Annotated in this window: 25 protein-coding genes and 1 pseudogene; 10 read left to right on the top strand and 16 right to left on the bottom strand. The window is 73.4% G+C overall.

What is annotated here, in order from left to right:
* Window positions 1-17: 17 nt before the first annotated feature.
* Complete coding sequence (locus A4V12_RS22560; protein WP_234372292.1) at window positions 18-1,247, top strand: cytochrome P450; 1,230 nt, start codon at window positions 18-20, stop codon at window positions 1,245-1,247.
* Window positions 1,248-1,318: 71 nt separating this feature from the next.
* Here A4V12_RS22560 and A4V12_RS22555 read toward each other — a convergent pair whose 3' ends face one another.
* Window positions 1,319-2,755: an alpha/beta fold hydrolase gene (locus A4V12_RS22555; protein ID WP_064071233.1), complete on the bottom strand. Its 1,437-nt coding sequence runs from the start codon at window positions 2,753-2,755 to the stop codon at window positions 1,319-1,321.
* A gap of 18 nt (window positions 2,756-2,773) precedes the next feature.
* Window positions 2,774-4,267: an MFS transporter gene (locus A4V12_RS22550; RefSeq protein ID WP_064071232.1), complete on the bottom strand. Its 1,494-nt coding sequence runs from the start codon at window positions 4,265-4,267 to the stop codon at window positions 2,774-2,776.
* 151 nt (window positions 4,268-4,418) lie between these two features.
* Here A4V12_RS22550 and A4V12_RS22545 point away from each other — a divergent pair, with 151 nt between their 5' ends.
* The 4 genes from A4V12_RS22545 to A4V12_RS22530 all read left to right on the top strand — a co-directional run bounded on the left by A4V12_RS22545 (window position 4,419) and on the right by A4V12_RS22530 (window position 7,462).
* Entirely contained in the window at window positions 4,419-4,742 is a 324-nt protein-coding gene (locus A4V12_RS22545; protein ID WP_064071231.1) for a 2Fe-2S iron-sulfur cluster-binding protein, read from the top strand.
* Window positions 4,742-6,001 (top strand): NAD(P)/FAD-dependent oxidoreductase, encoded by a 1,260-nt coding sequence (locus A4V12_RS22540; RefSeq protein ID WP_064071230.1) that lies wholly within the window; start codon window positions 4,742-4,744, stop codon window positions 5,999-6,001. The genes A4V12_RS22545 and A4V12_RS22540 overlap by 1 nt, the downstream gene beginning before the upstream one ends.
* Window positions 5,994-6,527: a hypothetical protein gene (locus tag A4V12_RS22535; protein WP_064071229.1), complete on the top strand. Its 534-nt coding sequence runs from the start codon at window positions 5,994-5,996 to the stop codon at window positions 6,525-6,527. The genes A4V12_RS22540 and A4V12_RS22535 overlap by 8 nt, the downstream gene beginning before the upstream one ends.
* Before the next feature lie 161 nt (window positions 6,528-6,688).
* Window positions 6,689-7,462 carry a VOC family protein gene (locus A4V12_RS22530; protein ID WP_064071228.1) on the top strand — a complete coding sequence of 258 codons (774 nt, stop codon included), beginning with the start codon at window positions 6,689-6,691 and terminating at the stop codon, window positions 7,460-7,462.
* Between the two features lie 171 nt (window positions 7,463-7,633).
* Here A4V12_RS22530 and A4V12_RS22525 read toward each other — a convergent pair whose 3' ends face one another.
* The 3 genes from A4V12_RS22525 to A4V12_RS22515 form a co-directional block, all read right to left on the bottom strand.
* Window positions 7,634-8,854: a cytochrome P450 gene (locus tag A4V12_RS22525; RefSeq protein ID WP_064071227.1), complete on the bottom strand. Its 1,221-nt coding sequence runs from the start codon at window positions 8,852-8,854 to the stop codon at window positions 7,634-7,636.
* A 194-nt stretch (window positions 8,855-9,048) separates the two neighbouring features.
* Window positions 9,049-10,269, bottom strand: a complete 1,221-nt coding sequence (locus A4V12_RS22520; protein ID WP_079137260.1) for a hypothetical protein — start codon at window positions 10,267-10,269, stop codon at window positions 9,049-9,051.
* Window positions 10,266-10,757, bottom strand: a complete 492-nt coding sequence (locus A4V12_RS22515) for an SRPBCC family protein (protein ID WP_064071226.1) — start codon at window positions 10,755-10,757, stop codon at window positions 10,266-10,268. The genes A4V12_RS22520 and A4V12_RS22515 overlap by 4 nt, the downstream gene beginning before the upstream one ends.
* 261 nt (window positions 10,758-11,018) lie before the next feature.
* On the opposite strand from A4V12_RS22515, the gene A4V12_RS22510 reads away from it, so the two are divergent.
* The 4 genes from A4V12_RS22510 to A4V12_RS37640 are packed head-to-tail and all read left to right on the top strand — an operon-like array spanning window position 11,019 to window position 13,501.
* Window positions 11,019-11,804 carry an SDR family NAD(P)-dependent oxidoreductase gene (locus A4V12_RS22510; protein WP_064071225.1) on the top strand — a complete coding sequence of 262 codons (786 nt, stop codon included), beginning with the start codon at window positions 11,019-11,021 and terminating at the stop codon, window positions 11,802-11,804.
* Between the two features lie 51 nt (window positions 11,805-11,855).
* A complete protein-coding gene (locus A4V12_RS22505; protein WP_079137258.1) occupies window positions 11,856-12,389 on the top strand; it encodes a flavin reductase family protein in 534 nt (177 codons plus the stop codon).
* Complete coding sequence (locus A4V12_RS22500; RefSeq protein WP_234372291.1) at window positions 12,386-13,315, top strand: MBL fold metallo-hydrolase; 930 nt, start codon at window positions 12,386-12,388, stop codon at window positions 13,313-13,315. The genes A4V12_RS22505 and A4V12_RS22500 overlap by 4 nt, the downstream gene beginning before the upstream one ends.
* A gap of 21 nt (window positions 13,316-13,336) precedes the next feature.
* Window positions 13,337-13,501, top strand: a complete 165-nt coding sequence (locus tag A4V12_RS37640; RefSeq protein WP_159028910.1) for a hypothetical protein — start codon at window positions 13,337-13,339, stop codon at window positions 13,499-13,501.
* A gap of 58 nt (window positions 13,502-13,559) precedes the next feature.
* On the opposite strand, the gene A4V12_RS22495 is transcribed toward A4V12_RS37640, so the two are convergent.
* The 3 genes and pseudogenes from A4V12_RS22495 to A4V12_RS40010 form a co-directional block, all read right to left on the bottom strand.
* Window positions 13,560-14,018 carry a nuclear transport factor 2 family protein gene (locus tag A4V12_RS22495; protein ID WP_064071223.1) on the bottom strand — a complete coding sequence of 153 codons (459 nt, stop codon included), beginning with the start codon at window positions 14,016-14,018 and terminating at the stop codon, window positions 13,560-13,562.
* A 151-nt stretch (window positions 14,019-14,169) separates the two neighbouring features.
* The gene (locus tag A4V12_RS22490) at window positions 14,170-15,054 is read right to left on the bottom strand and encodes a ketopantoate reductase family protein (protein WP_064071269.1); all 885 of its coding nucleotides are present in this window, start codon (window positions 15,052-15,054) and stop codon (window positions 14,170-14,172) included.
* Between the two features lie 300 nt (window positions 15,055-15,354).
* A pseudogene (locus tag A4V12_RS40010) lies at window positions 15,355-15,588 on the bottom strand (DUF6817 domain-containing protein); the annotation flags it as partial.
* Between the two features lie 220 nt (window positions 15,589-15,808).
* On the opposite strand from A4V12_RS40010, the gene A4V12_RS22485 reads away from it, so the two are divergent.
* Window positions 15,809-16,705, top strand: coding sequence for a LysR family transcriptional regulator (locus A4V12_RS22485; protein WP_064071222.1), 897 nt, complete (start codon window positions 15,809-15,811; stop codon window positions 16,703-16,705).
* 57 nt (window positions 16,706-16,762) lie between these two features.
* Here A4V12_RS22485 and A4V12_RS22480 read toward each other — a convergent pair whose 3' ends face one another.
* The 8 genes from A4V12_RS22480 to A4V12_RS22445 all read right to left on the bottom strand — a co-directional run bounded on the left by A4V12_RS22480 (window position 16,763) and on the right by A4V12_RS22445 (window position 25,561).
* Window positions 16,763-17,716, bottom strand: a complete 954-nt coding sequence (locus A4V12_RS22480; protein WP_064071221.1) for an aldo/keto reductase — start codon at window positions 17,714-17,716, stop codon at window positions 16,763-16,765.
* 134 nt (window positions 17,717-17,850) lie between these two features.
* Window positions 17,851-18,993, bottom strand: coding sequence for a DegT/DnrJ/EryC1/StrS family aminotransferase (locus A4V12_RS22475; RefSeq protein WP_064071220.1), 1,143 nt, complete (start codon window positions 18,991-18,993; stop codon window positions 17,851-17,853).
* A gap of 150 nt (window positions 18,994-19,143) precedes the next feature.
* Window positions 19,144-20,520, bottom strand: coding sequence for an alkaline phosphatase (locus A4V12_RS22470; protein WP_064071219.1), 1,377 nt, complete (start codon window positions 20,518-20,520; stop codon window positions 19,144-19,146).
* Window positions 20,517-21,608 carry a Gfo/Idh/MocA family protein gene (locus tag A4V12_RS22465; protein ID WP_064071218.1) on the bottom strand — a complete coding sequence of 364 codons (1,092 nt, stop codon included), beginning with the start codon at window positions 21,606-21,608 and terminating at the stop codon, window positions 20,517-20,519. The genes A4V12_RS22470 and A4V12_RS22465 overlap by 4 nt, the downstream gene beginning before the upstream one ends.
* Before the next feature lie 56 nt (window positions 21,609-21,664).
* Window positions 21,665-22,852, bottom strand: coding sequence for a dTDP-dihydrostreptose--streptidine-6-phosphate dihydrostreptosyltransferase (locus A4V12_RS22460; RefSeq protein ID WP_234372290.1), 1,188 nt, complete (start codon window positions 22,850-22,852; stop codon window positions 21,665-21,667).
* 128 nt (window positions 22,853-22,980) lie between these two features.
* Entirely contained in the window at window positions 22,981-23,580 is a 600-nt protein-coding gene (locus A4V12_RS22455; protein WP_064071217.1) for a hypothetical protein, read from the bottom strand.
* 9 nt (window positions 23,581-23,589) lie between these two features.
* Entirely contained in the window at window positions 23,590-24,435 is an 846-nt protein-coding gene (locus tag A4V12_RS22450) for a glycosyltransferase (RefSeq protein ID WP_064071216.1), read from the bottom strand.
* A 79-nt stretch (window positions 24,436-24,514) separates the two neighbouring features.
* Window positions 24,515-25,561 carry a hypothetical protein gene (locus A4V12_RS22445; RefSeq protein ID WP_064071215.1) on the bottom strand — a complete coding sequence of 349 codons (1,047 nt, stop codon included), beginning with the start codon at window positions 25,559-25,561 and terminating at the stop codon, window positions 24,515-24,517.
* Window positions 25,562-25,931: the final 370 nt, after the last annotated feature.

Below are 25,931 nucleotides of genomic sequence, written 5' to 3'. Positions count from 1 at the left end.
AACGGAAGGACTCAACCGTGACAACCAGTGCCATGGAGCCGGACGCCCTCGCCGAGGCGGAGACCAAGACGTTCCCCTACGCGCGGCAGTGCCCGTTCACGCCGCCGAAGGAATACGCCGAGATGATCGAGAAGGACGTCTCCCAGGTCACCCTGGACGGATCCGGCCTGCGCATCTGGACGGTCACCGGCTACCAGACCATACGGGAGCTGCTGACCGACCCGCGGGTCAGCGCCTCGCGCAAGCACGACAACTTCCCGTTCTACTTCGTCGCCCCGCCGGAGTACCGCACCGAGACGTCGTTCATCGGGTACGACGGCAAGGAGCACAGCAACACCCGGCGCAAGGCGGCGCTGACCTTCACCAACCGCCAGGTGCAGCGGCTGCGGCCGCGCGTCGAGGAGATCGTCGACGACCACCTGGACAAGCTGCTGGCGATGGAGCCCCCGGTCGACTTCCACCGGGTGTTCTCGCTGGCGGTGCCGATGACGGTGATCTGCGAGCTGCTCGGCATTCCGCAGGACCAGCACGACTTCTTCATCAAGCACGGTACGGCGCTGCTCGGCGGCCACAGCTCCACCGAGGAGCGGCAGGCGGCGATCGTCGAGGTCAACGCGTACATCAGCGACCTGATCCAGCAGAAGAAGGCCGAGCCGGGCGAGGACCTGCTCAGCCGGGCGATGGCCGACTACGAGGCGTCCGGCGAGGAGTACACCGACCGCGACCTGTTCAACATGGTGCGGCTGCTGATGAACGGCGGCCACGAGACCACGGCCAGCCAGATATCCCTGGGCACCGCCTGCCTGCTGGAGAACCCCGACCAGCTCGAACTGCTCCTGAACGACCCGGCGCTGGTGCGGCCGGCCGTCGAGGAGCTCGTCCGCTTCGCCACCATCGGCGACACCGCCGTGCCGCGGGTGGCCCTGGAGGACATCGAGATCGGCGGCCAGGTCATCCGCAAGGGTGACGGCATCCTGTGCCTCGGGCTGGCCGCCAACCGCGACCCCGAGGTGTTCCCGGAGCCGGAGAAGCTGGACATCACCCGCGGCAGCCGCAAGCACCTGGGCTTCGGGCACGGGGTGCACCACTGCATCGGCGCCGACCTGGCGCGGCTGGAGCTGGAGATCGTCTGGAGCAAGCTGTTCCAGCGGATCCCGACCCTCCAGCTGGCCAAGCCGTTCCTGGAGATCCCCCGCAAGGAGGGCGCCGTGATCTACGGCCTGTGGGAGCTGCCCGTCCGGTGGTGACCGCCCCGGCGGCACGAAGGCCCGGTACCGATCGGTACCGGGCCTTCCCGTTTCGTCCGTCCGGGTGCGGATCAGGCGGGGTCCGCGGGGACGTCGGGGCGCGGGACGCGGCCCGGGCAGGAGACGCGGGCCGGCGGGAGGACGCCGTCGACGAGGTAGCGGTGCACCACCTCGTCGACGTGCGGGTTGCCGCCGAGGACGTACACCTCGTGCTCGCCGGAGTCCTCGACGGTGAGCAGGTGGTGGCCCAGCCGTTCGGCCATGGCGACGCCGCCCGCGTAGTGGTCCATCGGGTCGCCGTCGGCCTGGACGACCAGCCCGGCCGGGTAGCCGTCGCGGGTGAGCACCGCCGGGGCCTCGGGGGCCTCGAAGGTGCGGAAGGCGCCCACCCACGGCTGGGCGCGGAGCACGCCGTAGCCGTAGGGGAACCGCTTCCGGAAGTCCCGCATGTCCTGGTAGTAGACCTCCAGGTCGGCGGGCCAGGCGTGCTCCAGGGTGATCGCCTCCAGCACGCCGCAGCGCAGGTCGCCCTCGCTGTCGCCGGGCCGCCAGGTGCCCTGCTGCGACAGGAGCCCGCGGCAGGCGTCGCCGGCGCCGGAGCCGCCCCGGTCGGCCGTCTCGCGCAGCCGGCCCACGAGGATGCCCAGCTCGGTCCACTGGCCGCGGTCGGCGGCGCGGTTGCCGACCGCCCCGTCGAACAGGGTGCGCACCTGCACGCCGTGGCTGAGCCCTTCGAGGCGCGCGGCCACGTCCTCCACGGTGGCGAGGACCTGCGCGGCGGAGGTGCCCAGCCCGAAGTGGCCGTGCCGCTCCCCGGTCCACTCGGCCCACCGGTCGACGTTGCGCTGCACGGCGTCGCCCTGCCACAGGAACTGCTCGCGCCAGGTCCAGTCGGGGTTGACGCACGAGTCGAGGACGCTGCGGTCCAGGTGCGCGGGGAACATGCTGCCGTACACGGCGCCGACGTAGGCGCCGTACGCGTACCCGACGAAGTTCAGCGTGTCCTCGCCGAGGACGGCGCGGACGACGTCCATGTCGCGCGCGGTGTTGCGGGTGCTGACGTGCGGGCGCAGCTCGCCGCCCGCCCGTGCGCAGGCCTCCTCCCGCAGCCGCATGTCCTCGGCGAGGGTGGCGAACACCGAGTCGGGCGGCCGGGAGTCGAACGGCGCGCGCGGCACGGTCACTTCGGCGTGCAGGGGGGTGGAGGCGCCGGTGCCGCGCGGGTCGAAGCCGATCAGGTCGTACACCTCGTGCAGGGGGGTGCCTGCGTACTTGTCCGGCAGCGCGCGGCCGTGTCCCCAGTCGCCGCCGGGCCCTCCGTTGACCGCCAGCAGGATGCCGCGCCGCCGCTCGGGAGCGGTGGCGCGGCGGCGGCTGAGGGCGAGGGTGAGCCGCTCGCCCCCGGGGTCGGCGTAGTCGCGGGGCACCTCGATCGTGGCGTACTCGAGCGTCTCGTCGTGCGGCGCGGGCGACCACTGCGGCCGTTGTGTGCGGAACTCGTTGACCACCGCAAACCTCCGTTCTCGTCAGGAGGCCAGCCTCTCGGTGTCGCCTCGAGACGCTCTGGACCGCTCCCTGACCGGTACGGCGAGGGCGGCGACGGCCCCCGCCGCGGCGAAGAGGGCCGCGCCGGTGAGCGCCGTCCCGTATCCGGAGGCGAGCGCCTCGGGAGAGGCCGTGCCGCCCGCGCCGGTGCCGTCGATGCGGGCGGTGGACAGGGCGGCGAGGGTCACGAGGCCCACCGCGCTGCCCAGTTGGCGGGTGGTGTTGAGCAGGCCGGACGCGAGGCCCGCCTGGTGCGCGGGGAGGCCGGCGGTGGCCGCGTTGGTCGTCGCGTTGAGCACGGCGCCCATGCCGAAGCCGAGGAGCAGCACCGGGCCGAGCACGTCGGTGGTGTACGAGGCCGTCGCGTCCGTGCGCGAGAGCCACAGCAGGCCCGCGCTGGACAGGGCGAGCCCGCCGATCAGCACCGGGCGGGGGCCGCTGCGGGGCACCACGGAGGCGATGCCCCAGCCGCCGAGCGCGATGCCCAGCGACAGCGGCAGATAGCCGAGCCCGGTCTGCAGCGGGGTGTAGCCGAGGACCTGCTGGAGCAGCAGGGTGAAGAAGTAGAAGGTGCTGAAGAGCGCGGCGATGCCGAAGAACGCCACGAGGTTGGCGGCGGCGACCGCGCGGTTGCGGAAGATCCCGAGCGGTACCAGCGGGTGTGCGGCGAACCGGGCCTGGATGACGAGGAAGACGGCGAGCAGGGCCGCGCCCGCGAGCAGCGGCCCCAGGACGCGCGGTGAGCCCCAGCCGTGGACGTGGGCCTCGGAGACGCCGTGGACGGCGGCCATCAGGCCGAGGGTGACCGTCACCGCGCCGGGCACGTCGAGGGTGCGCCGCTCCTGCCGGGCCGGGGACTCGGGGACCACCCAGCACACGGCGGCGAACAGCGCGATGCCGATGGGCAGGTTGATCAGCAGGATCCAGCGCCAGGAGAAGAACTCGGTGATCACGCCGCCGAGCAGCACCCCGATCGCGCCGGCGGCGCCGGAGACCGCGCTCCACCAGCCGAACGCCTTGGCGCGGGCGTCCGGCCGGGTGAACGTGGTGCCGAGGACGGTGAGGGTGGCCGGGGCCATGACGGCCGCGCCCAGCCCCTGGAAGGCGCGGGCGAGGACCAGGGTGGCGGGGTCGTCCGCCGCTCCGCCGACGGTGCTGGCGAGGGTGAACAGCCCGACTCCGCACAGGAAGATCCTGCGCTGGCCGAACAGGTCGGCGAGGCGCCCGCCGAGCAGCAGGAACCCGCAGACGACCACGGTGTAGGCGTTGTTGACCAGTTGGAGGTTGTGCCGGTCGAAGCGCAGGTCCTCCGCGATGACGGGGAGGGCCACGTTCACCACGGAGGCGTCCAGCACGTTCATGAACTGGCCCAGGCAGCAGGCGACCAGGACGAGCCGGAGCCGGCTGCCGGTCGTGGCGCGTGAGGCGGGCGGGGTGGGCGGGGCGGCCGTGTTCGGCGTCCGGGCAGCAGTCATGGCGGCACGCTGCGCGCGCCCGATCGAAGCGCGATAGCGGTCGGGTCGAGCCGCCCGCCCCTTCGAGGCCCCCTCCACCGCGCCCCCAGGGGCCGTCGTCACAGTCCTGGCCGTATCTCCGCCAGCCGGTCGACACTCCAGAGGAGAGCGCATGGCCAAGATCACGTACAAGCATCCGAGCGGCACCGTCACCATCGTCGACGTCGAGGCGCCGAACACGGTCATGCGCGGTGCGAAGCTGAACGGCGTCGAGGGCATCGAGGCCCAGTGCGGCGGGTCCGCCCAGTGCGGCACGTGCCACGTCTACGTCGACGAGGCGAACGAACTGCCGCTGCCCGAGATGGACTCCGTCGAGGACGACGTCCTGTACGGGACGGCCTGCGAGCGCACCGAGCACAGCCGGCTGAGCTGCCAGCTGCCGGTGACGGAGGCGATCGACGGGCTCGTCGTGCACCTGCCGGAGGCGCAGAGCTGATGGGCCCGCGAGGAGTCGTCGTCATCGGCGCGGGCCAGGGCGGGCTCGACACCGCCGCGGCACTGCGCGGCCGGGGCTACCGGGGCCGCCTCACCCTGGTCGGGGACGAGCCCGTGCTGCCGTACCAGCGGCCGCCCCTGTCGAAGGGTTTCCTCACCGGCGACACGGCCGCCGGTGACCTCGAACTGCGCCCGCGTGCCTTCTTCGCCGCCCAGGACGTCGAAGTGGTGTCGGGCACCCGGGCGGCGAAGATCGACCGGGAGCGGCGGACCGTGCTCCTGGAGACGGGTACGACGCTGCCGTACGACAGCCTCGTCCTGGCCACCGGGGCCCGTCCCCGCACGCTGCCCGTGCCGGGCGCGGTGTCGCTGTCCGGTGTGCTGACCCTGCGCGGTCTCGCCGACGCCGAGGACCTGCGGAAGCGGCTGACCGGCCCGCCGCGCCGGCTCGTGGTGATCGGCGCCGGATTCATCGGGCTCGAGCTGGCCGCCACCGCCCGGAAGCTCGGCCACGAGGTGACCGTGGTGGAGGCGCAGTCCCGCGCGCTGGCCCGGGCGCTCACCCCCACGATGTCGTCGCGCCTGGTCGCCCGGCACGCCGAGGCGGGCGTGCGGATCCTGCTGAGTCGCGAGGTGACCGCCCTGTGGGGGAGCGCCGCCGGCCGCGTGGAGGTCGTGGAGCTCGACGGCGCGGAACGCATCCCCGCCGACCTGGTGGTGGTCGGCATCGGCGTACTGCCGAACACGGAACTGGCGACGCTCGCCGAACTGCAGGTCGGCGACGGCATCGTGGTCGACGCCCAGCTGCGCACCGACGACCCCGACATCTACGCGCTGGGCGACTGCGCCCGCTTCCCCAGCCCGCACGCGGGCCGCCACGTCCGGCTGGAGTCGGTGCAGAACGCCTCCGACCAGGCCAAGGTCGTCGCCGCCGGGATCTGCGGCGACCGCGTGCCGTACACGGCCGTCCCATGGTTCTGGTCGGAGCAGTACGACATGCGCCTCCAGATCGCCGGGCTGACCGCCGGGCACGACGAGACGGTGCTCGCCGGCGATCCGGAGGGCGGCCGCTTCTCCGTCTTCTGCTTCCGCGACGGCCGGCTGACCGGCGTGGAGTCGGTGAACCGGCCGGCCGACCACGGCATCGCCCGGCGCCTGCTCGCCTCCGGTACGGAACTGACGGCCGACGACGTGCGCCGGCCGGGCTTCGACCTCAAGACCCTTGCCCGCAGACCCCAGGAAAGGCTCACCCATGCGTAACTCCACCCTCGTCCCCTCCTCCCGCGCCGGCCGCCGCTCCCTGCGCACGACCGGTGTCTGGCTCGCCATGACGGTGGCCCTGGTGGGCGCCGGGACCGCCACGGCGACCGCCACGCCCGAGACCGGGAAGCAGCAGCCGGCCCTCACGGGCACCTGGGAGACCACGGTGACCATAGGCACCGGTCCCGGCGCGGCGAGAACCGTCTCGCGGTTCACCTTCGCCGCGGACCACACGCTCACCACCGACGGGGCGCCCGACGAGAACGGCAACCCCGAGTACCCGGGCAGCGGTTACTGGACCGCCCGGCCGGACGGGTCCTTCTCGTTCTACATCACCCACGACGGCCCGGAGGAGCCCGCCGAGGGCGTCTACCCGGGCACGGTCCACGCCGTCCACATGGGCCGCGTCAAGGGCGACAAGTTCAGCACGACGGCGGTCGCCTTCACCAAGAACGAGAAGACCGGTGCCCTGCTCGGCCCGGTCACGGTGAGCAGCTCCGCGAGCCGGGTGGCCGCCGCGCGCTGACGCCGCGCGCCCGCCCCATCCCCCACCCCCCACCGCGCGCCCGCGCCCCGCTCCTCACGAGCGGGGCGCGGGCGCCGCTCGTCCGGGGCTCGAGGCTCCGCGGATACGGTGCGGACGACCGTGACGACGTGTACCGCGTACGCGACCGAGAGAGGCAGGACATGACCTCGTTCGATGCTGGAACCCCCTGCTGGGTGGACCTGACCGTGGCCGACCTGGAGGCGGGCAAGCGCTTCTACGGCGAGCTGTTCGGCTGGACGTTCGAGGCCGGTGCGGAGGCGTTCGGCGACTACACGCCGGCGCTCAAGGACGGCAAGGACGTGGCGGCGCTCGTCCCCGCGCGGGACGGCGCGCCCACCGCGTGGAACCTGTACTTCGCCACGCCCGACGTGGAGGCCCTCGCCCGCCGCATCGCGGAGGCGGGCGGCAAGGTGACGGGCGGCCCGTTCCCGGTCGCCGACGCGGGCACCGTGCTCCAGGCCGTCGACCCGGGCGGCGCCGCCTTCGGCGCGTGGCAGGCCGGCACCCGGGCCGGCTTCGCCCTCCAGGGCGTGCCCGGCTCGTTCTTCTGGCCGGAGATCTACACCCGGGCCAAGGCCGACGTCGACCCGTTCTACGAGACGGTGTTCGACTTCAAGGGGCAGCAGATCTCCGAGGGCACGGAGTTCGACTTCAAGCTGTGGTTCGCCCCCGGCGCGCAGGCGCCGACCGCCGGGCGCCTCCAGATGGGCGCGTTCATTCCGGAGGAGGTCCCCGCGCACGCCCTCGTCTACTTCTCCGTCGCGGACACCGACGCGACCGTGGCGAAGGTCCGCGAACTGGGCGGCAGCGTGAGCCGTGAGCCGTCCGACAGCCCCTTCGGCCGCTCGGCGCTCGTCTCCGACGACCAGGGCGCGCGCTTCGCCGTCATGGGCCCGGTGAAGGACGCGGGCTGATCCCGCACGGGCGGGAGCACGGAGCCGGTCCCGGCCACCGAGGGGTGGCCGGGACCGGCTTTTCCGTACGCCCCGCGCGGCTCCCGTCCGGTCCTGCGCGGGCCCGTCGTGGACCCGCCGGGGCGCCGCGACGTGCTCGCGGCGCCCCGGAGGACGGGACGGAACGAACGGTCACGCGCCCCAGGTGACCGGGAGGCTGGTGAGGGTGTGGTTGATCTCGCCGTTGTGCCAGGGCAGTTCGCTCTCGGGCACCGCGAGCCGCAGGTCCGGGAAGCGGCGTACCAGACCGTCGAGGGCGATCTCCATCTCCATCCGCCCCAGGTGCTTGCCGAGGCAGTAGTGGACGCCGTGGCCGAAGGAGATGTGCGGGTTGTGCTCGCGGGCCAGGTCGAGCCGGTCGGGGTCCGTGAAGACCGTCTCGTCCCGGTTGGCGGAGGCGAGGGCGAGCAGCACCGCGTCGCCCTTCTCTATCGTCACCCCGCCGACCTCGATGTCCTCCGCCGCGATGCGCGGGAAGCCGGAGGTGTCGGTGGCGAACAGGTTGACGTGGCGCAGCAGTTCCTCCACCGCGGTGGGGATGCGGCCGCGGTCCTCCGCCAGCCACCGCCACTGCTCCTGGCCGTCCGCCAGCAGCGCCAGCACCGAGTTGGCGAGCTGGTTCGCCGTGGTGTCGAAACCGGCGCCGATGAGGGTGAAGCCGAAGGTCACGAGCTCCGGCTCGCTGAGCCGGTCGTCGTTGTCGCGGGCCGCGATCAGTTCGGACAGCATGTCGTCGGTGGGGTTCGCGCGCTTGTCCGCGATCAGCCCCACGATGTACTCGCTCAGCTTCGCCAGGCCGTTCAGGGACTCCTCGCCGCCGGCCCGGTCGTCCACCGTGGCGAAGGCGCGCGCCCACTTCTCGAACTTGCGCAGGTCCTCCGAGGGCACCCCGAGCAGTTCGCCGATGACGGTCAGCGGCAGGGGCAGCGCCAGCTGCTGTACGAGGTCGACGGTGCCGCCCTTGGCCTCCATGTCGTCGAGCAGTTCGTCGGTGACCTTCTGCACGTTGGCCCGCATCCGCTCGACGCGGCGCAGGGTGAAGGCGCCGGCGACCAGCTTGCGCAGCCGGGAGTGCTCGGGCGAGTCCAGCGAAATGATCATCTCGGGCGTGGTGTGCATCGTCCCGCCGATGCGCGGCGCGCCGGGCCCGCAGGCGAGGGCGCGGCTGAGCCGCGGGTCGGCGGACAGCCGGCGCACGTCCTCGTACCGGGTGATCAGCCAGGCGTCCACGCCGCCCGCCGTCGGAACCTTCACCACGGGCTGCTCCGCCCGCAGCTCCGCGTACCGCGGGGCGGGACCACGGTAGGTCGAGCCGGTGAGGGGGAAGACGTCCGTCTCCTGAGGGGCAGTCATGGTGACACCTCCGCTTGGTCAGCTGCAGTCACGCAGCACCCTAGGAAGGGCCGATGGAGATCAGGTCGCTCCTGCCTGGAGCGCCCGGCGGGCACGCCCGCGGGCGGCCGCGGCGGGCCGGGGGTGCGCGCAAGCGGGGAGGGGGCGTCCGGGACCACGCTGTCCCGGACGCCCCCTCCCCCGTCGTGGCGCGCTCAGTCCTCCGGGCCGAGCAGCACCGCCGAGTAGTTCTTCCGCGCCGCCGTGTCGTACTGGAGCGCGACATGGCTCGTCGCCGAGGTCACGTCCCGCCAGAAGCGCTGGAGGGCCTGGCCCTCGCCCAGGCCGCCGGTGCCCGCCGCGCCCACCAGCAGGCCGACGGCCTCCTGGAGGAGTTCGGCGGCGAAGGTGGCGTTGCGCTCGTTGCGGGCCATGTGCTCGGGGGTGAACAGCCGCCCGTCGAGCACACCGGCGTTCTCCATGACGAGGTGCCGGGCCGCGTCGATCCGCCCCGAGGCGCGGACCACCTTCAGCTCGCCGGTCTGGTTGCGCTTGCGGCCGGTGAGCGTGGCGGCGGCGGCCGACAGCGCGCCGGTGGCCGCACCGACCACCGGGGCGATGAAGGTCAGTCCGCCGACCGCCTGGAAGGGCACGTTGTGGGCGGGCAGGTCCGAGCCGGCGTTGCGGCCGCGCAGCATGTCCGCGCGGTCGAACGACAGGTGGTCGGGCACCCGGACGTCGTCCACGACGACGGTGTGGCTGCCGGTGGCCCGCATGCCGACGCTGTCCCACGTCTCGCGCACGGTGTACGTGCCGCGGGGCAGCGCGAAGAACCGCATCGTGGGCGGGCCCTCCCCCGCGCCGGGCACGACCGCGCAGACCAGCGCCCAGTCGGCGAAGTCCACGCCGCTGACGTACGCCCACTGGCCGGTGAGGCGCCAGCCGCCGTCCGTCCGCTGCGCGCGGCCGACCGGCATCAGCGCGGTGGCGACCACCGTGTCCGGGCTGTCGCCCCACAGCGCCTGGTGCCCCTCCTCGGGCAGGTGGGCGGCGAAGCGGGCGGAGTACGCGGACAGCGAGGCGCACCAGGCGGTGGCCGCGCAGCCCTCGCCGGCCGTCATGACCGCGGACGTCAGCTCGGCGAACGTGCCCTCGCTGCCGCCGAACCGGGAGGCGACGAAGTGCCGGGCGAAGCCGGCCTCGCGCAGCGCCTCGACCACCTCGCGGTGGAGGGCCCGCTCGGCGTCGGCGGCCGCGGCGTGCCCGGCGGCCAGGACGCGTATGCTCTCGGCGGCTCGGGCGAGGCCGGTACCGGCGTCCCCGGCGGCCGGGCCGGGGCCCGCACCGGCGGTCCCGGCGGTCGCGGGGCCGGTGACGGCGGGGCCGGTGAGGGCCGTCGCCGGGGCGGGAAGCGTCGCGTTCGCCGTGCCGCTCACGACCGCGGCCCGTTCGCGACGGCCTTGGCGAAGAGCTCCAGCGTCTCGCCGGGGCTCGGCCCGTCCAGCGCCTTGAAGATCCGCTCGGCGCCCTCGCCGTGCTTGTCCAGCTTGACGTGCGCCAGGCTCACCCGGGTGTGGCCCTCGTCCACGGCCTCGAAGTCGACCTCGATCTCGCTGGCCCGCTCGTCGTCCGTGATGGACTGCCAGTTGGGGTCGATGCGCCACGTCATGGCGAGCCGGCGGCCCGGCTCCCATTCGAGCACGCGGCCCCAGGCGATCTCGGTGCCGTCGACGTCCCACTCGTAGTAGCGGCCGCCGACGCCCGGCTCGAAGGCGAGACCGACCCGCTCCTTCTTGACCAGGATGTGGGTGGGGGGCCACCAGTCCTTGGGCCGCTCGGTGAAGACGGCGAAGCACTCCTCCGGCGTGGCCGCCACGGTCACCGACTTCCGTACATCGGGAAGGGTCTGCTGCTGTTCGGGCACGGGGCCTCCTCGCTCGATCTCGCCGGGTGTCACCTGTTGCCGCCCGGTGTCCCGGGCACGTGGCGGGCCGGACAGGGTCACCGGTCGCCGCACGGAACGCCCTCCACGCTCGCGCCGGCCGCTAGGCCCCATGTCGAGTTCCGCTCGAAGGCGGGCCTCCGGCGGGCCTCCACCCGTCGTCGAGAGGCGCGCGAGGCGGCACGGTCACGGTCGTCCCCACCCAGAGCAGCACCACACGACCTAGGGGAACGGGAGAGCACCATGACACAGGCGGGACGACGGGTGGCGTTCGTCACCGGCGCGACCAGTGGGATCGGCCTCGCCGTCACCGAGCTGCTGGCCCGGCAGGGCATGGCGGTGTTCGGGGTGGCCCGCGGCGAGGAGAGCGTCCGCACCATGGTCAAGCGGCTGCGGGAGGAGGGCCTGGAGGTCGACGGCACGGTGTGCGACGTGACCTCGCTCGACCAGATCCGCACCGCCGTCCGGTCCGCGGTGGAGGCGTACGGGCGCATCGACGTCCTCGTCAACAACGCCGGCCGGGGCGGCGGCGGTGTCACGGCGGAACTGGCGGACTCCGTGTGGGACGACGTCATCGAGACGAACCTCAACGGCACCTTCCGTGTCACCCGTGAGGTGCTGAGCACCGGCCGGATGCGGGACGGCGACTGGGGCCGGATCATCAACATCGCCTCCACCGGGGGGAAGCAGGGCGTGGAGCTCGCCGCGCCGTACTCGGCGTCGAAGCACGGTGTGGTCGGCTTCACCAAGGCGGTGGGCAAGGAGCTGGCCAAGAGCGGCATCACCGTGAACGCCGTCTGCCCGGGCTACGTCGAGACGCCGATGGCCCAGCGCGTACGCCAGGGGTACGCGGGCCACTACGGCGTGAGCGAGGAGGCGATCCAGGAGAAGTTCAACGCCAAGATCCCGCTCGGCCGCTACTCCACCCCCGAGGAGGTCGCGGGACTGGTCGGCTACCTCGCCTCCGACCTGGCCGCCTCGATCACCGCCCAGGCGCTGAACGTCTGCGGCGGACTCGGCAACTACTGATCTCCCCCGATCCCCCACCCATGCCGCGCCGACAGAGACGGAGCACCGAACATGACAGCTGCAGGCGCAATGCTCGCAGAGCCCGATCTGGCTGTATTCCGGTCCGTGATGGGCCGGTTTCCCACCGGTGTCACCCTGCTCACCCAGGGCAGCGCCGACGACACGGCGGTGATCACCCTCAATAGCCTGACCTCGGTGTCCCTCGACCCGCTGCTCATCCTGGTGTCGGTCAAGGCCGACGGCCGGATGCGCCCCCGGGTGCTGCGGTCGGGGAGCTTCGCGGTGAACGTGCTGACCGAGGAGCAGCGCGACCTCGCCCAGGAGTTCTGCCGCCCGGACCGGTCGGAGGGGCAGGCCGCGATGCTGCGGCTGGCCGCGGTCGAGGGGGTCACCGGCAACGCCGTGATCCCGTCCGCCGAGGCGTACTTCGAGTGCGTGCTCGACGCCCAGTACCAGGCCGGCGACCACACGCTGCTGATCGGCCGTGTGGTGGCACTGGCCGGCGGGCCGGGCGAGCCGGACCCGCTGGTGTTCCACCGGGGCCGCTTCACCCGGCTGCCGGCGGCCCGGGCGGAGGCCGCGTGAGCACCGCGGCCGGGGGCACGGTGGCCGGTCCGGGGGCGCTGCGGGAGGTGGCGGACGGGGTGTACGCGTTCGTCCAGCCGGACGGAGGGTGGTGCCTGAACAACGCGGGCCTCGTCGTCGGTGAGGGGCGGACCGTCCTGGTCGACACCGCCGCGACCGAGGCCCGCGCCCGGCGGCTGCGCGCGGAGGTCGAGCGCGTGGCCCCGGGCGGGGCGGACTTCGTCGTCAACACCCACTTCCACGGCGACCACACCTTCGGCAACGGGCAGTTCACGCCGCGCGCCGTGGTGGTCGCCCACGAGGGCACCCGGGCCGACTCCGCCGAGGCGGGGCTGGGCCTGCGGCAGCTGTGGCCCGGCGTGGAGTGGGGTGAGACGCCCCTGGTGCTGCCCACGCTCACGTTCCGCGGCTCGCTCACCCTGTACGCGGGCGACGTGCGCACCGAGCTGCTCCACGTGGGGCCCGCGCACACGGCCAACGACGTGGTGGCGTGGGTGCCGGAGCGGTCGGTGCTGTTCACCGGGGACGTCGTCTGGTCGGGCGTCACGCCGTTCGTGCTCTTCGGCTCCATCAGCGGGTCCCTGCGGGCGCTGGACCGCATGCGCGCCCTGGGCGCCCGTACGGTCGTACCGGGCCACGGTCCGGTGGGCGGCCCCGAGCTGCTGGACGAGACGGAGGACTACCTGCGGTGGCTCGGGCGGCTGGCCGAGGAGGGGGTGCGCGACGGACTGACGCCCCTCCAGGCGGCGCACCGCGCCGACCTCGGGCGGTTCAAGGAGCTGGTCGACTCCGAGCGACTGGTGGGGAACCTGCACCGGGCGTACGCCGAGCTGGACGGCCTGCCGCCGGGCGCGCGGATCGACGTGCTGACCTCGTTCCAGGAGATGGTCGCGTTCCACGGAGCGCTCCCCACGTGCCACGCCTGACACACCCGAGAGGAGACGGAGATGGTCACGACCCTGCTGGAACGCCGGGAGAGAACACCGTACGAGCAGGTCCCGGTCCCGGTCCCGGTCGCACTCGCCGATGACGCTTACCCGGTACCGCTGCCACTGCTGGCCGGCGAGGCGGACGACGACGTGGAGCCGCACATCTGCCGGGGGATCGACTGACCGCCCGGTTCCATGGGAATGGGGCCCCTCCCCGGGGGCCCCATTCCCATGGGCGCGTTCAGGCGGCGGGCGGCGCGGCCGGGCTGTCGCGGTGGATGACGCGGGACCGGGTCAGCAGCCGGCCGTCGCGCCGGACGAGTTCGTCCTCGACGGTGAAGGTCGGCTGGAAGTTCACCTTGCCCTCGCGGTCGGTCTGGGTGACGAGGGTGTAGTACGAGACGCGCAGGCGGTCGGGGTCGGCCGCGTCGGGCTCGATGATCAGGTGGCCGAACCAGTGGCGTACGGCGATGTCCTGGTAGCGGGGCAGGCTGGCCCGCATGCCCGCGATCATCTCGTCCCGGCCCCGCTGCCGGTGGCCCCCCGCGTGCACCACTTCGCCGTCCTCGGTGAAGGTGTCGGCGAACCCCTCGATGTCGAGGGCGTCCACCCGCCGCATCTGCTGGGCGTAGAAGGTCTGCACCTCGGCGTAGAGGTCCCCGGTGACCTGGCTGGGAAGGGTCCCGACCGGCTGAGACATGGATACTCCCTTCGAGACGGCCGGCCCGGTGGCCGCGCCGATCGCGTCCAGCCTGCCGCCCGGCCCTGCAGCGGCGCTGGAGACCGGCTCGGAACCCCGGCGGCCCACCGGGCGGGTCGCCCGGCGGTCACCGTTCGGGTCGCCCGGCGGGTCACCGGGCGGTCAGCTCGGCCACCAGACGGGCCGTCACCGGCACGGCCACCGCGTGGCGTCCGGCCGCCCGCAGCACGGCCCCGCCGATCGCGTCCAGCTCCAGGGGACGCCCCGCCTCGGCGTCGCGCTGCATGGACGACCTGGTCCCGGGCGGGAAGGCGTCGTACCGGGCCAGGACCGCCGCCGGGTCGGCGGGCGCCCCGCAGGCACGGCTCACCGCGGCGGCCTCCTCGACGAGCGCGACCAGTTCCGCGCGCCGAGCGGTGCGCACGTCCCCGACGGGGACCCCGTACCGCGTGGTGAGCAGCGCGAAGGGGGCGAGGAACGTGAGCTTGGCCCAGAGCGCCGCGGTCTCCTCCCGGTCGACGCGGGTCCGCACGCCCGCCGCCTCCAGCATCGCGGTGACGGTTCCCAGCCGCTCGGGCGCCCCGGCCAGGTCCACCTCCGTGAACGGGCTGCCGTGCTCGACGACGCCGGGCGCCACCCGGGTCGACTCCACCCGGATCACCCCGGGCACGACCCGCCGGTCGCCGTACCGCTCGCGCAGGGCGGGCGGGTGCTCGACGCCGTTGAGGAGCGGCACCACCGGCGCGTCGCCCAGCACGGCGGGCGGTACCCGGTCCAGGGCCGCGGCGAGGGACGTGTGCTTGACGGTGATCAGGCACAGGTCCACCGGCTCGCGCAGTGCCGTGTCCGCCTCCACCGCCGCGGTGAAGTCGCCGAACTGCGCGCTGCGCACGCGTATGCCGTCCCGGCGCAGCGTCCGGGCGGTGTCCTCGCCGGCCACGCAGATCACCCGGTGTCCGGCGCGGGCCAGCAGGGCGGCCAGCAGACCTCCGACCCCTCCGGGGCCGAGCACGGCGACGGTCGCGGGTGCGAGCACGGTACGGCAGTCCTTCCAGGCGGCCCGGCTCAGCAGTGGCCGGAAGCGGGTGAGGAGGGCGAGGAGCGCGGGCCCGTGCTCCCCGCGGAACGCGGGGTCGGTGCGGGCGAGGTCGAGTTCGTTGGCGGCGGTCAGCTCGGCGAAGTCCCGCCGCATCCCGTGATCCGGCGTGGACGTCCGGCCGGTGAACCGGTCGCGGAAGGGCGCGCCGTCCGTGGTGAGCGCCGGGTAGGAGGCGGCCCGGTCGCAACTGGCGTACAGGTACACGCGGGCCTCTGCCTCCGGGCCGATCGCCGCCACGAGTTCGGCGCGCCGCTCCGGTGGCAGGAGCGCCCGGCCGAACCCGTCGGTGCCGTACACCGCGTGGCACAGCCCCGCCAGGCGCAGGGCCGGTGAGGCGTCCCACGCCGCCAGGCGGTCGCGTACGCGCGTCAGGTGGGGCAGGAGGCTGCCGCCCGGGTGGGCGACGCGGTCGGCACCCAGCCGCCGCAGCAGCGCGAGCGCCCGGTCGGTGGCTCCGGGGGGAACGGTCACGGCGGGTCTCCTCCCGGTTCGGGGGGGGCACGGGGGGCCGGGCGGGGGGGGGGGGGGGGGTGGGTCGGGTGGGTCGGCACCCGTCCGCCCCTTCGCCAGGGCCCGCGGGGTGCGAAGGGTGGACGGGTTGCCGCCCGGGCCCTGGAATGATCCTCCGGCGCCCCAACCACCCAGTCAATCCTCGGATTTGCTGCGCAGACCCAAGCGATACCTTGGGTCGGTGACTCTCGACGATCTCCGTGTCTTCGTGACCGTCTGCCGGGCCGGCAGTCTCAGCGCCGTCGCCCGCGATCTCGGCCGTACGCAGTCCGCGGTCAGCCAGCACGTGAAGCGGCTGGAGCGGGAGACCGGCGTCGCCCTGCTGGAGCGCCACACGCGCGGTGTCGTCCCCACCCAGGCCGGACGGGTGCTGCGGGCGGCCGCGGCACACGGCATAGCCGGGCTCGACATGGCCGTACGCAGCATCCAGGAGTCCGCACGCGGTGACGTCGGCTCGGTACGGGTGACCACGGGCGCCACGACGCTGCGGCACTTCATGGCGGAGGCCGTCGTCGCCTTCCACCGGCGCCATCCGCGGGCGAGTCTGGAGTTCCAGACGGAGAGCTCCAGCCGCAGGTGCTTCGACGCGCTCCTCGCCGACGATCTGGACCTCGCGTGGGTCACCATCGGCGAGCGGGTGCGCGGCATCGAGCAGCACCCGGTCGTGGACCTGCCCTGGGTGCTGGCCGTACGCGCCGACGACCCGCTCGCGGCGCGCCCGCGGATCGGGGCGGACGACCTCGCGGGAATCCGGCACATCCGGCTCCCGGCGAGGTCCACGTCACGGGCGCACCTGGACGCCGCCCTCGCCGGCCTGGGCGTCCCCGACCGGCCGGGCACGAGCGTCGCCGACTGGGACACCGCGATCCTGCTGGCCGAACTGGGCCTGGGCCACGCCCTGGTGCCGGCCCTCCCCCGCCGGTCCACCGCGGCCGGTGACGCCCTCCGGTTCGTGCCCGTCCCGGTGCTGCCGCCGCTGTCGGTGGGCTGGGCCGTCCGCAGCTGGGACGCCCTCACCCCGCTGGCCCGCTCCTTCGCGGACACGGTGAGCCGGACGTGCCGGAACGACCGCGGGTGAACGGAGGGTCGCGGGCCGTACCGGCTCACCTCCGGTCCGGCGGGTCCACCCGTCGGCCTACCGGGCCGGCGGCTCCCCCTCCCCGTTCTCCAGCCAGTCGCGTTCGGCGTCGGTGAGCCGGTGCGCCGCGGCGGCCAGGGAGTCGCGGACCTCCTCGGGCACGCGGGGTCCGATGAGTGCGACGACGGGGAAGGGCTGCGAGAGGGTCCAGGCCAGGGCAACGCCCGTGGCGGACATCCCGGTGCGCTCCGCCAGCAGACGCGCACGACGGACGCGAGCGGCGTTGTTCTCGCTGTACCAGCTCTCCGCGAGCGGACCGGTGCGCAGTTCGTCGGGGTCGGCCAGGGCGTGTGCGCCGCGGCCCTGGCTCGCCCACGGGTAGAGCCGGACGCCGTTCTTTCCGAGCCAGTCGCGCCACGCGGGGTCGTTGGAGGTCTCGGTGCCCGGGTAGATGGGGTGCACCATGTTGATCAGGCTGTACTGGTTGCTGATCCCTGCGGGCACCGGCAGCCCGTGGGCGCGGGCGTAGTCGACGGCCTCGGCGACCCGGGGCAGCGTCCAGTTGGACATGCCGTACGCGCCGACGAGACCGCGGTCCACGAGGTCGGCGAGGACCGTGACGAACTCCCCGACCGGGACGTCCGGGTTGTCGCGGTGCAGCATGTACAGCGCGGCGTCGTCGCGGCCCATGCGCTCGAAGCTCTCGGTGAGCTGGCTCTCGACTCGGTCGGGCAGGCACTCGGGGGTGTGCGCGCCCTTCGCCAGGACCCAGACGTCCTTCTCGACACCGCGTGAGCGGGCCCAGGAGCCGAAGGTGCGTTCGCAGCAGCCGGGCCCGTAGGCGTGACCGTAGAGCCAGGCGGTGTCGAAGGCGCGACCGCCGCCTTCCCAGTAGGCGTCGTACACGGGGAAGCCGCGCTCGTCCTGGCCGAAGGCGGAAGTACCGAGGAGCAGCGGCGGACCGTCGGGGCCGGGCGGGGCCGCTGACGCGGGCTGCGGAACGGGGGGCATGGCGTCTCCTGGTGTTGTCGCGGTGGTCGGGAGGTGCGGGCGCCGCGCTCCGGCGGTGTCCGGCCGGCGCGCGGCGCCCGTGGATTTGGGCGGGCCCGTGGCCCATGACCCGTGCGAGGCACGAAGGGCCGGCGTCACGCGGTGACGGCGACGGCCTTGCGCACCTCGTCGGCGATGTGGTCCAGGTGGCCCTCGGTGAGCGCCGGGTGCGACGGCAGCGCCAGCAGCTCCTGCGACAGCCGCTCGGCGACCGGCAGGGACACCCCTTGGTGCTCGGCGAACGCGGGTTGCTTGTGCAGGGGGAACGGGTACCGCAGCAGCACCGGGACCCCGCGCGAGCGCAGGTCGGCAGCGATGTCCCCGGCAGACCGGCGGCCGTCGCCGGGCGCCACGCGCACAACGTACTTCCAGAACGCGTGGGTGGTGCCCTCCGGCTCCACCGGCAGTTCCAGCCCTTCGACGCCGGCCAGCCGCTCCGACAGGTACGCGGCGTTGCGCCGGCGCGCCCGCACCATGTCCCCGAGGCGCTTGTGCTGGGCCAGCCCCACGGCCGCCTGGACGGACGTGAGGCGGTAGTTGTAGCCGACCTCGTGGGCCCAGATCATCCCGGGGCGACCTTCGACGGGGCCCTCACCATGGCTGCGGGCGCGGCGCACCCGCTCCGCGTACACCGGGTTGTCGGTGAGGACGGCGCCGCCCTCGCCCGCCGATGTGATGACCTTCTGCTCGAAGAGGCTGACGCAGGCCAGGTCTCCGAAGCCGCCTATGGGACGGCCGCCGATCTCGGTGCCCAGCGCCTGGGCCGCGTCCTCGACGACGGGTACGCAGGCCTCGGCGGCGACCGCGGTCAGCGCTGCCATGTCGGCGGCGATGCCGTTGATGTGGACCACCACGATGGCCTTGGTCCGGTCGGTGATCAACGACTTCACCGAGACGGGGTCCAGGCAGTGGGTGTCCGGGGTGACATCGGCGAACACCGGGCGCGCACCCAGGTACACGACGGGGCTCGCCGAACCGATGAACGTGTGGGCGGGCACGATGACCTCGTCGCCGGGGCCGACGTCGAGGGCGTGCAGCGCCAGGTGCACCGCGGCAGTGCCGGTGGACACCGCGACTGCGTGCTCCACGCCCTGACCGGCGGCGAGAGCCGCCTCGAACTCTTCGACGGTGCGGTTGCCCAGCCCCACCAGGCGGTTGGAGCGCAGGGCCGCCACCGCCGCTTCGATGTCGTCGTCCGTCAGCTGGGGCCACCGCGGCAGATCCTGGAAGGAGCTCAACGTCTGACACCTTTCGATTGGGTCGTTGCTGGTTGATGGGACTGATCGCCGGTCGCCGTCACCCGGCCCGGAGCGGGGTACGGGGAACGATGGACCGGCACTCGGCGGGTCCGGGCCCGCGCACGGCAAGGCGCCGTGCGGGGCGGCCGTTCACCGCAGGCCGAGGGCCGCGACGATCGTGCCGAACAGCTCGGTGTTCTCCCGCAGGCCCAGCACGCGGTGGGCGAGCGGCCCCCGGGCGGCGACCGGTACGGGCCCGCCGGTGTGCTCCTGCATCTCGCCGGGACCCGCGGTGGCGTACCCGAGCTGCATCCGGCCGCCCTCCTCGGTGAGCAGCGTCGTGGACAGCCCGGCCGGGCGGGCGTCGTCGGGCAGTATCTGGGTGGCGTGCCCGTGGTCGGCGGTGACGATCACCAATGTGCGGGGGTGCCGTTCGGCATGGGCGAGGGCCACGGCCACGGCCCGGTCGAAGGCCAGGGTCTCGCCGATCTGGCCGCAGGGGTCGGCGTCGTGGGCCCGGTCGTCGATGGAAGCGCCCTCGATCTGCAGGAAGAATCCTTTGCCGGTGGTCTTCCCGGTCCGATCGCCACGGGCCGTCAGCAGGTGGAGTGCCGCCCGGGTCGACTCGGCGAGGGTGGGTGTGCCGGGGGGCCGGGCGGGGTTTTCGGGCTTACAGCGCTGCGGTGGGGTGCCGCCGGGCGCGGCCGGCGCGCCGGTCCACTCAACCGGCAGCCGGTCGGGGGCGAACAGCCCGAGCACGGGTCGGCCCGGTCGGGCCGCGGCCAGTTCCGCCCGGTCGCGGACCACCTGGTAACCGGCCGCTCGGGCCTGTTGCAGCACGGTACGGCCGCGGTGCGGGCCGTCCGTGACGGTCTGTGCGAAGTGGTCGTGTCCCCCGCCGAGGAGCACGTCGGGCCGGGTGGCGACCGTCTGTTCCACCACGGAGCCGGGGCCTCCCGCTGCTCGGGTGTCGGCCGGGCAGGCGGCCATGTCAGCGGGCCCCTTGCAGGAGCGGTCCGTGACGTGCGCCGTCAGTGCCGCAGGGGTCGCGTCGGCGACCGAGGCGGTGGTGACGCTGCCGGTGGTGAGGCCCTGCCGGCGGGCTTTCTCCAGGAGGGTGGGCAGCGGCCGGTCGGTGCCGGGCGTCTTGGACACCCGTCCATTGACCGTGCGGCGGCCGGTGGCCCAGGCGGTGGCGCCGGCCGCTGAGTCGGTGACGTAGACCGGGCGGCCCCGTTCGTCCACCGAGAAGGTGGTGCGCCGCCCGCTCGTGTCCAGGCCGTCCATGGCGAGCCGACCGCCGGCGCCGACGGAGTGGTTGCGCGCCGCGGTGATCTCCGCGTCGCCCATCCCGTCGCCGATCAGGAGGATGACGTTGTCGGCCGGTGGCCTGCCCCGCCCGGTCCCGTCCGTCCCGCCTGACGCGCCCGCCACGTCCGCCTCGTCCTGCCCGGTGGCGGCGGAGGGTGCGGCCGGTGCGGTGAGCAGCGCCAGCAGGGTGACCATGAGGAGGGCGCCGCGCCTCATCGTGACCCGCCCGCCGCGGAGGCGACGGCATCGGCAGCCGGGCCGGGCGCCGGTGCCCGGGCCGGCTCCCGGACGGCCCCGGGAGGGGCGGGGTCGAGAACGACGCGGGTGCCGGTGGCGGCGGCACGGCCCGCGGCGGCGGCCACCTCCTGGGCGCGCAGCGCTTCCTCGGCGGTGCAGGGGCTGGAGGCGCCGTGCGCCACCATGCGGACGAAGTCGTGGATCTCCTCCCGGTAGGCGGCGGCGAAGCGGTCGGTGAAGTCCCGGTACGGTGTGAGGCCGGAGGGGCCGGGCGGACAGCCCGTGCGGTCCCGACCGTGCATCCGCAGCGGGGTCCGCGCGTCCAGGCCCACCGACACCGCACCCCTGGTGCCGAGGACCTCCACTCGGTGGTCGTACCCGTGCGGGTCGAGCCGGGAGGCGGAGAGCACGGCTCGGGCGCCATCGGCGAGGGTCAGGACGGCGGTGGCCACATCGAAGCCCGGGCCGCCGAGCAGTCGTGCCCCCTCGGCCTGCACCGCGACCGTGCGCTGCCCGGTGAGCCAGTGCACGGCGTCGATGTCGTGGATGAGGCAGTCGGTGAAGATGTCGCCCGCCGTGCGCGCGTACACCCCGGTCGGTGGTTCGTGGTCGAAGGCGGTGCACCGCACCAGCAGGATTCGGCCCAGCGCCCCGGAGGCGATCCGTTCGCGCAGCGCCCGGTAGTCGGGGTCGCAGCGCCGCTGGAAGCCGATGTGCGCGGGGGTGCGGCCGAGTCCTTCGGCCAGTTCGCGCGCCTCCGCGGGGTCGGCGGTCAGTGGCTTCTCGCAGAACACCGGGAGTCCCACCCGGGCGGCGGCCAGCAGCGGGGCGCGCCGTGCGGTCGCCGGTGTGGTGACCACGAGCGCGTCCGCCTCGGCGACGACCTCGGCGAGCGTCGAGCGTACGGCCACCTCGGCACCGGTCTCCTCCGCGAGGGCGACGGCCAGGCGCCGGGCACCATCGGTGTCGACGTCGTGCACCACCAGGGCCGGCGGATCGGGCAGCTGCAGCAGTGTGCGCGCGTGGAGCCGGCCCATGCGGCCGGCGCCGACGATTCCCACTCTCATCGTGTGTCTCCGTTGTCCTGTGGCGCTCGGCGGTCGGTGCTCGGTGCGTCGTGCCGTCAGTCCAGGACGGCGGCCCACCGCGGGTCGGTCACGTCCGCACCCGAGGTGGCGAGTTTGGTGCGCAGCTCGACGCGCAGGCGGTCCACATCGGTCCGGGACTGGCGCAGGGCGGCGGCGAGCCGGGTGCTGCGCACGCGGTAGCCGGCGGGGGCGTCCGGCCGCTGGTTGAAGTCCTCCAGCAGCAGCGCGTCGATGTGGGCCGACCAGGGCAGTTCGTGGATGCCCGCGGCGATCTCGCTGGGCCGCAGCCGGTGCCAGTAGGAGATGCCGCCGGCGTGGACGAGCTGCGGGGCGAAGACCTTGGTGCCGGGGAACGTGTGGAAGTGGGCGATGCGCAGCCCCGCCGCGAGCGCCATCAGCTGGTAGAGCATCAGGCCGTCGAAGACGACGCGGATGACCTCGTTGCCGTTGTGCAGGTGGTGGTACCGCTCATGACTGCGGACCTCGCGCCCGTCGTCGAGGACGTCCACCACACCACCCTGGGGGAAGGGCAGGCGGGGGGCCTCCAGTGTCAGGACCCTGGTCAGTGCCCGCTCGTGGTGCGGTTCGATGAGCCGCACCGTGGCCCCGTCGATCTCCTTCTCCGGCCCGGGCGGCACGTAGGCGTACGCGGCGGGGGTGACGGGGCCGCCGATGGCGCGTTCGATCTCGGGACGCACCCGCGGGTCGAGGGCGAGGAACGGTGGTGCGGCGAGCGGTATGGGACCGTAGCTGAGCGGGCCGCTGACGGCCACGCCGGGTTCCAGGCCCTCGATGCACCGGTCGAACCAGTCGGTGTCGGTGACGAAGCAGTCGACGTCGACGATGCCGAACGGCCGGTCGGTGTTGCGGAGCAGGAACTCGAAGATCTCGTGGCTGCCGACCCGTTCGGCCAGGTCATAGGCGGGGATGCCGCCGCTCATGCGGTCCCGCAGCGCCGCCTCCTCCACGTCGAGCGCGGAGGAGATGAAGACGCAGTTGAGCTCCGGGGGAACGAAGCGCAGGAAGTGGTGGACGACGTGGAGCAGTCCGGTGGAGAAGAAGCAGAACCACGTGGGGCGGTCGGTGGGGAGGCCGGCGAGGAACCTTCGGAAGTCCGCGTCCAGGTGGAGCAGGGCTTCGTCGGGTCGTGCGTCGCGCGCGGCTCCCGTCGTTCGCGGATCTGAGGGGTCCGTCGAGTGATTCGTCGTCGGTTCGGGGGTCATCACCATGATCGAGGCCGTTTCCGTGCGTGCCGCCGTGTGCCGGGAGATGGGGTGTTCTGGGTGCGGGCGGGGCGGCGCGGCGGGGTCCCACCGGGCCGCCCGTCACCGTGCGGGGGTGACCGCCGGGTTCAGACGACGTCCCAGTACTCCCCGAGCAGGAAGGGCAGCCCGAAAGAGACCGACTTCCTGCTGTTGGGCCGGTAGGCGGCCCTCGGAATGGTGCGGAAGTCGATGCTCACCCGGCTGATGTCGGTGTCGTTGACGACGTTCCCGTGCCAGGAGTTGGCGCCGTCGAACACGATGACCTCGCCGTACTCGGCGTGCACCGGCTCGTTGTCGATCCACAGCGTGTTGTTGCCGAACGCCCGCGTGAGCGGCACCCAGTAGTTGACCTCGGCGGGGTCGTGTCCGAAGTCGCGGTCACGGTGCCAGGAACCCACGGCGACGGAGTTGCGCAGGTGCACCCGGAAGGTGGGTACCCGCTGGAGGTAGACGTGGTCGACGACGTCGCCGAGCAGGTGCCGCGCCAGGGTGCGGTATACGGGCGAGACGGCGTCGAAGCTGTCGTAGAACTGCTTGTGGTACGGCGTGCTCTGGTCGGTCTCCCTGGTCGCGAGCCACTCGCTGGCCGCCAGGCCCTCGAGATCGTCCACGTCCAGCACCTCGCGCACGAGGTCGGCGAGGGGGACCGTGGCCACGTCGTAGCGCAGCCGTGTGTACTTCGCCATCTGCTCTCCTCACACCAGCATGCGGCCGCGCAGGCGCTTGCACCGTCGGTACCAGCCGCCGACCAGCTCGTCGATCACCGGGTCGCCCGTCTCCCCGTCGCTGACCCGGTGGATGTCACCGGTCGCGCGCATCACCAGCCGCCGGGCGGCAAGCTGCAGGGGGATGGTGGGTACGGTGAGGCCTTCCAGGTGGTTGCCCAGTCGCTCCAGCGGGCTCAGGTCGAAGAACTCGCGCTGCCAACGCAGTTCGTTGTGGCGCCAGTCCTTCAGGCCGTTGAATCCGCGCCCGTCGTTGTGGTGCATGACGTCCTGCAGATCCTGCACCATGACCCGCTTGCCGGCGGCGCGCACCAGCGTGGCGAGGATGACGCCCAGCCCTTCGAAGCCGCGGTAGTGCCCCTCGGGGAAGCGGATGTTCTCGATGGTCCAGCGGTTCACGCACAGGATGACGTCGTCGACGGCGTGCACCTCGTAGCGGTCGGAGCCGTAGTCGTGGACCTTGTCGTAGTCGGTGACCCGGCCGCGCCGGGTGCTCCTCTCGTTCCACCACGCCAATGACACGGTGTCCGACCCGCCGACCGAGCCGAGCATGCCCACGGAGTCGTCCTCGAACACCGACTGTGCGACCTCGGCCGGGTCCTTCCGCAGCTCGACGTCGTCGTGGAGCATCACCAGTCCGTCGATGTCCGAGTTCGCCGCCGCCTGGTCGAACATGGCGTTGTAGGCGGCGAAGAGCGAACGCTGGCCGCGCATCGTGAACACCGGGCTGCCCGGTGCGCGGACACGCTCGATGCCCGGCAGGCAGATGCGCTGGAACAGGTTGCCCGGGCCGACGCAGACGCCGTAGCCGATCACGTTGGTACCTCCCGTAGCGGTCGTGGAGTGGGACGGGGCGCGCGGACGGGTGACCGTTCCCGCGCGCGAGTGGCGCCCGTCAGAACTGGTAGGTCTCCAGCGATCCGGTGCGCCGGACGTCGAGCGTGGCGCAGTGGAAGCCGCCGCCCAGGGTGCGTGAGTGGGTGAGCTGGAGCGGGAGCACGTCCGTACCGTGCTTCTCCAGCAGCTTGATCAGCCCGGTCTGCCTGCGGTCCACCACGGCGAGGTCGGGCCGTACGACCAGCAGGTTCATGCCGATCCACACCGAGCAGTGCGGCTTGTCCCCGGTGAAGCCGATGTCCACCAGCTCCGGGCAGGTGATGGTCTCCCACGAGCGCAGGAAGTCCGGCATGTTGTCGTCGTTGACGCGAGCGGGGTTGATCAGTACGAGTCCGGGTCGCAGCGGGACTATGGTGGAGTCCACGTGGGTGGACGCGTAGAGCTTGCGGCAGGGGTGCACCGTGTAGGTGTCGCCGACCGCCGACTGCAGCCACTTGGCGCCCAGTTCGTTGCCGCTGTCGGAGACCAGGTACAGCAGGTCGGTGCCGAAGCGCAGCACGTTCGCGGCGTCGAACACCGGCTCCACGTCGGTCAGCCGCTCACCGGCCGGCGCCTGCGGGTCGTAGGACGCGTCGGTCAGCCGGGGCTTCGGCGCCGACAGCCACCGGGCGCCGCTGGCGAAGTACTCGAGCAGGATGTCCTTGTAGGCCAGTGACTCCAGGAAGCGGGCGCGCAGCGCCATCGGCGTCTCGATGACGGTGTCACCGATGGTCAGCAGGCCGTCGCGCGGGCAGTAGTCGTGGAAGCCGTCGGTCTCCCAGTCGGGGGTCCTGATCAGGGCCGCGTTGTCACGAGCCTGCGGCCGGCGGACCGTGACGCCCAGTTTGGCCAACTCCTCCGCCAGGATCTGGAGTTCCTCCTCGGTCTCCTTCAGCACCCGGTCGGGGTAGGCGCCGGAGGGGATGCTGTCCTGGCTGTCGTAATCCCCCGCGTACTCCACGGCGAAGACGCTCCGGTCGGCGCGGGGGACCCGGGCGCCCACCGCCGTGCCGACGATGATCTCCTCCAGCGGGTCCCATTCGTTGTGCACGTCGACAAGGCTCATAGCACTCCTCAGGTGGGTGGGACGTGACGTCGGCGACCGGCGGCGCGGGCCGTGACCCGCCGCGGGCGCCCGCTCGGGGCACGCGGTGGATGCGATGGGCCCTGGGGGGGCGCGTCCCGCGGCTCGGCGGGCACGGCGGTGGCGGTACGGGAACCCGGCGGCCGTCTGGCACCCGGCCGGCACGGGAGGCGGGGAGGGAGAAGGGGGGCGGACGGGTCCGCGGGTGGCGCTGCCCTGCCCCGAAGCCGGTGCTCCGGACCCGGGCGGGTCCCGGGGTTCCGGACGACTGAAGGCTAACACCGCGGCCCCGATCGGCGAATGCGTCCATGGCGGGGCGCAGGCCCCTCGGACGCCGCCCGGGAGCGCGGTG

Origin of the sequence: Streptomyces noursei, assembly GCF_001646665.1 — a bacterium.
In the GTDB taxonomy this organism is placed as follows: Bacteria; Actinomycetota; Actinomycetes; order Streptomycetales; family Streptomycetaceae; genus Streptomyces; species Streptomyces lavendulocolor.
This window is presented reverse-complemented; position numbering and strand designations above follow the sequence as displayed.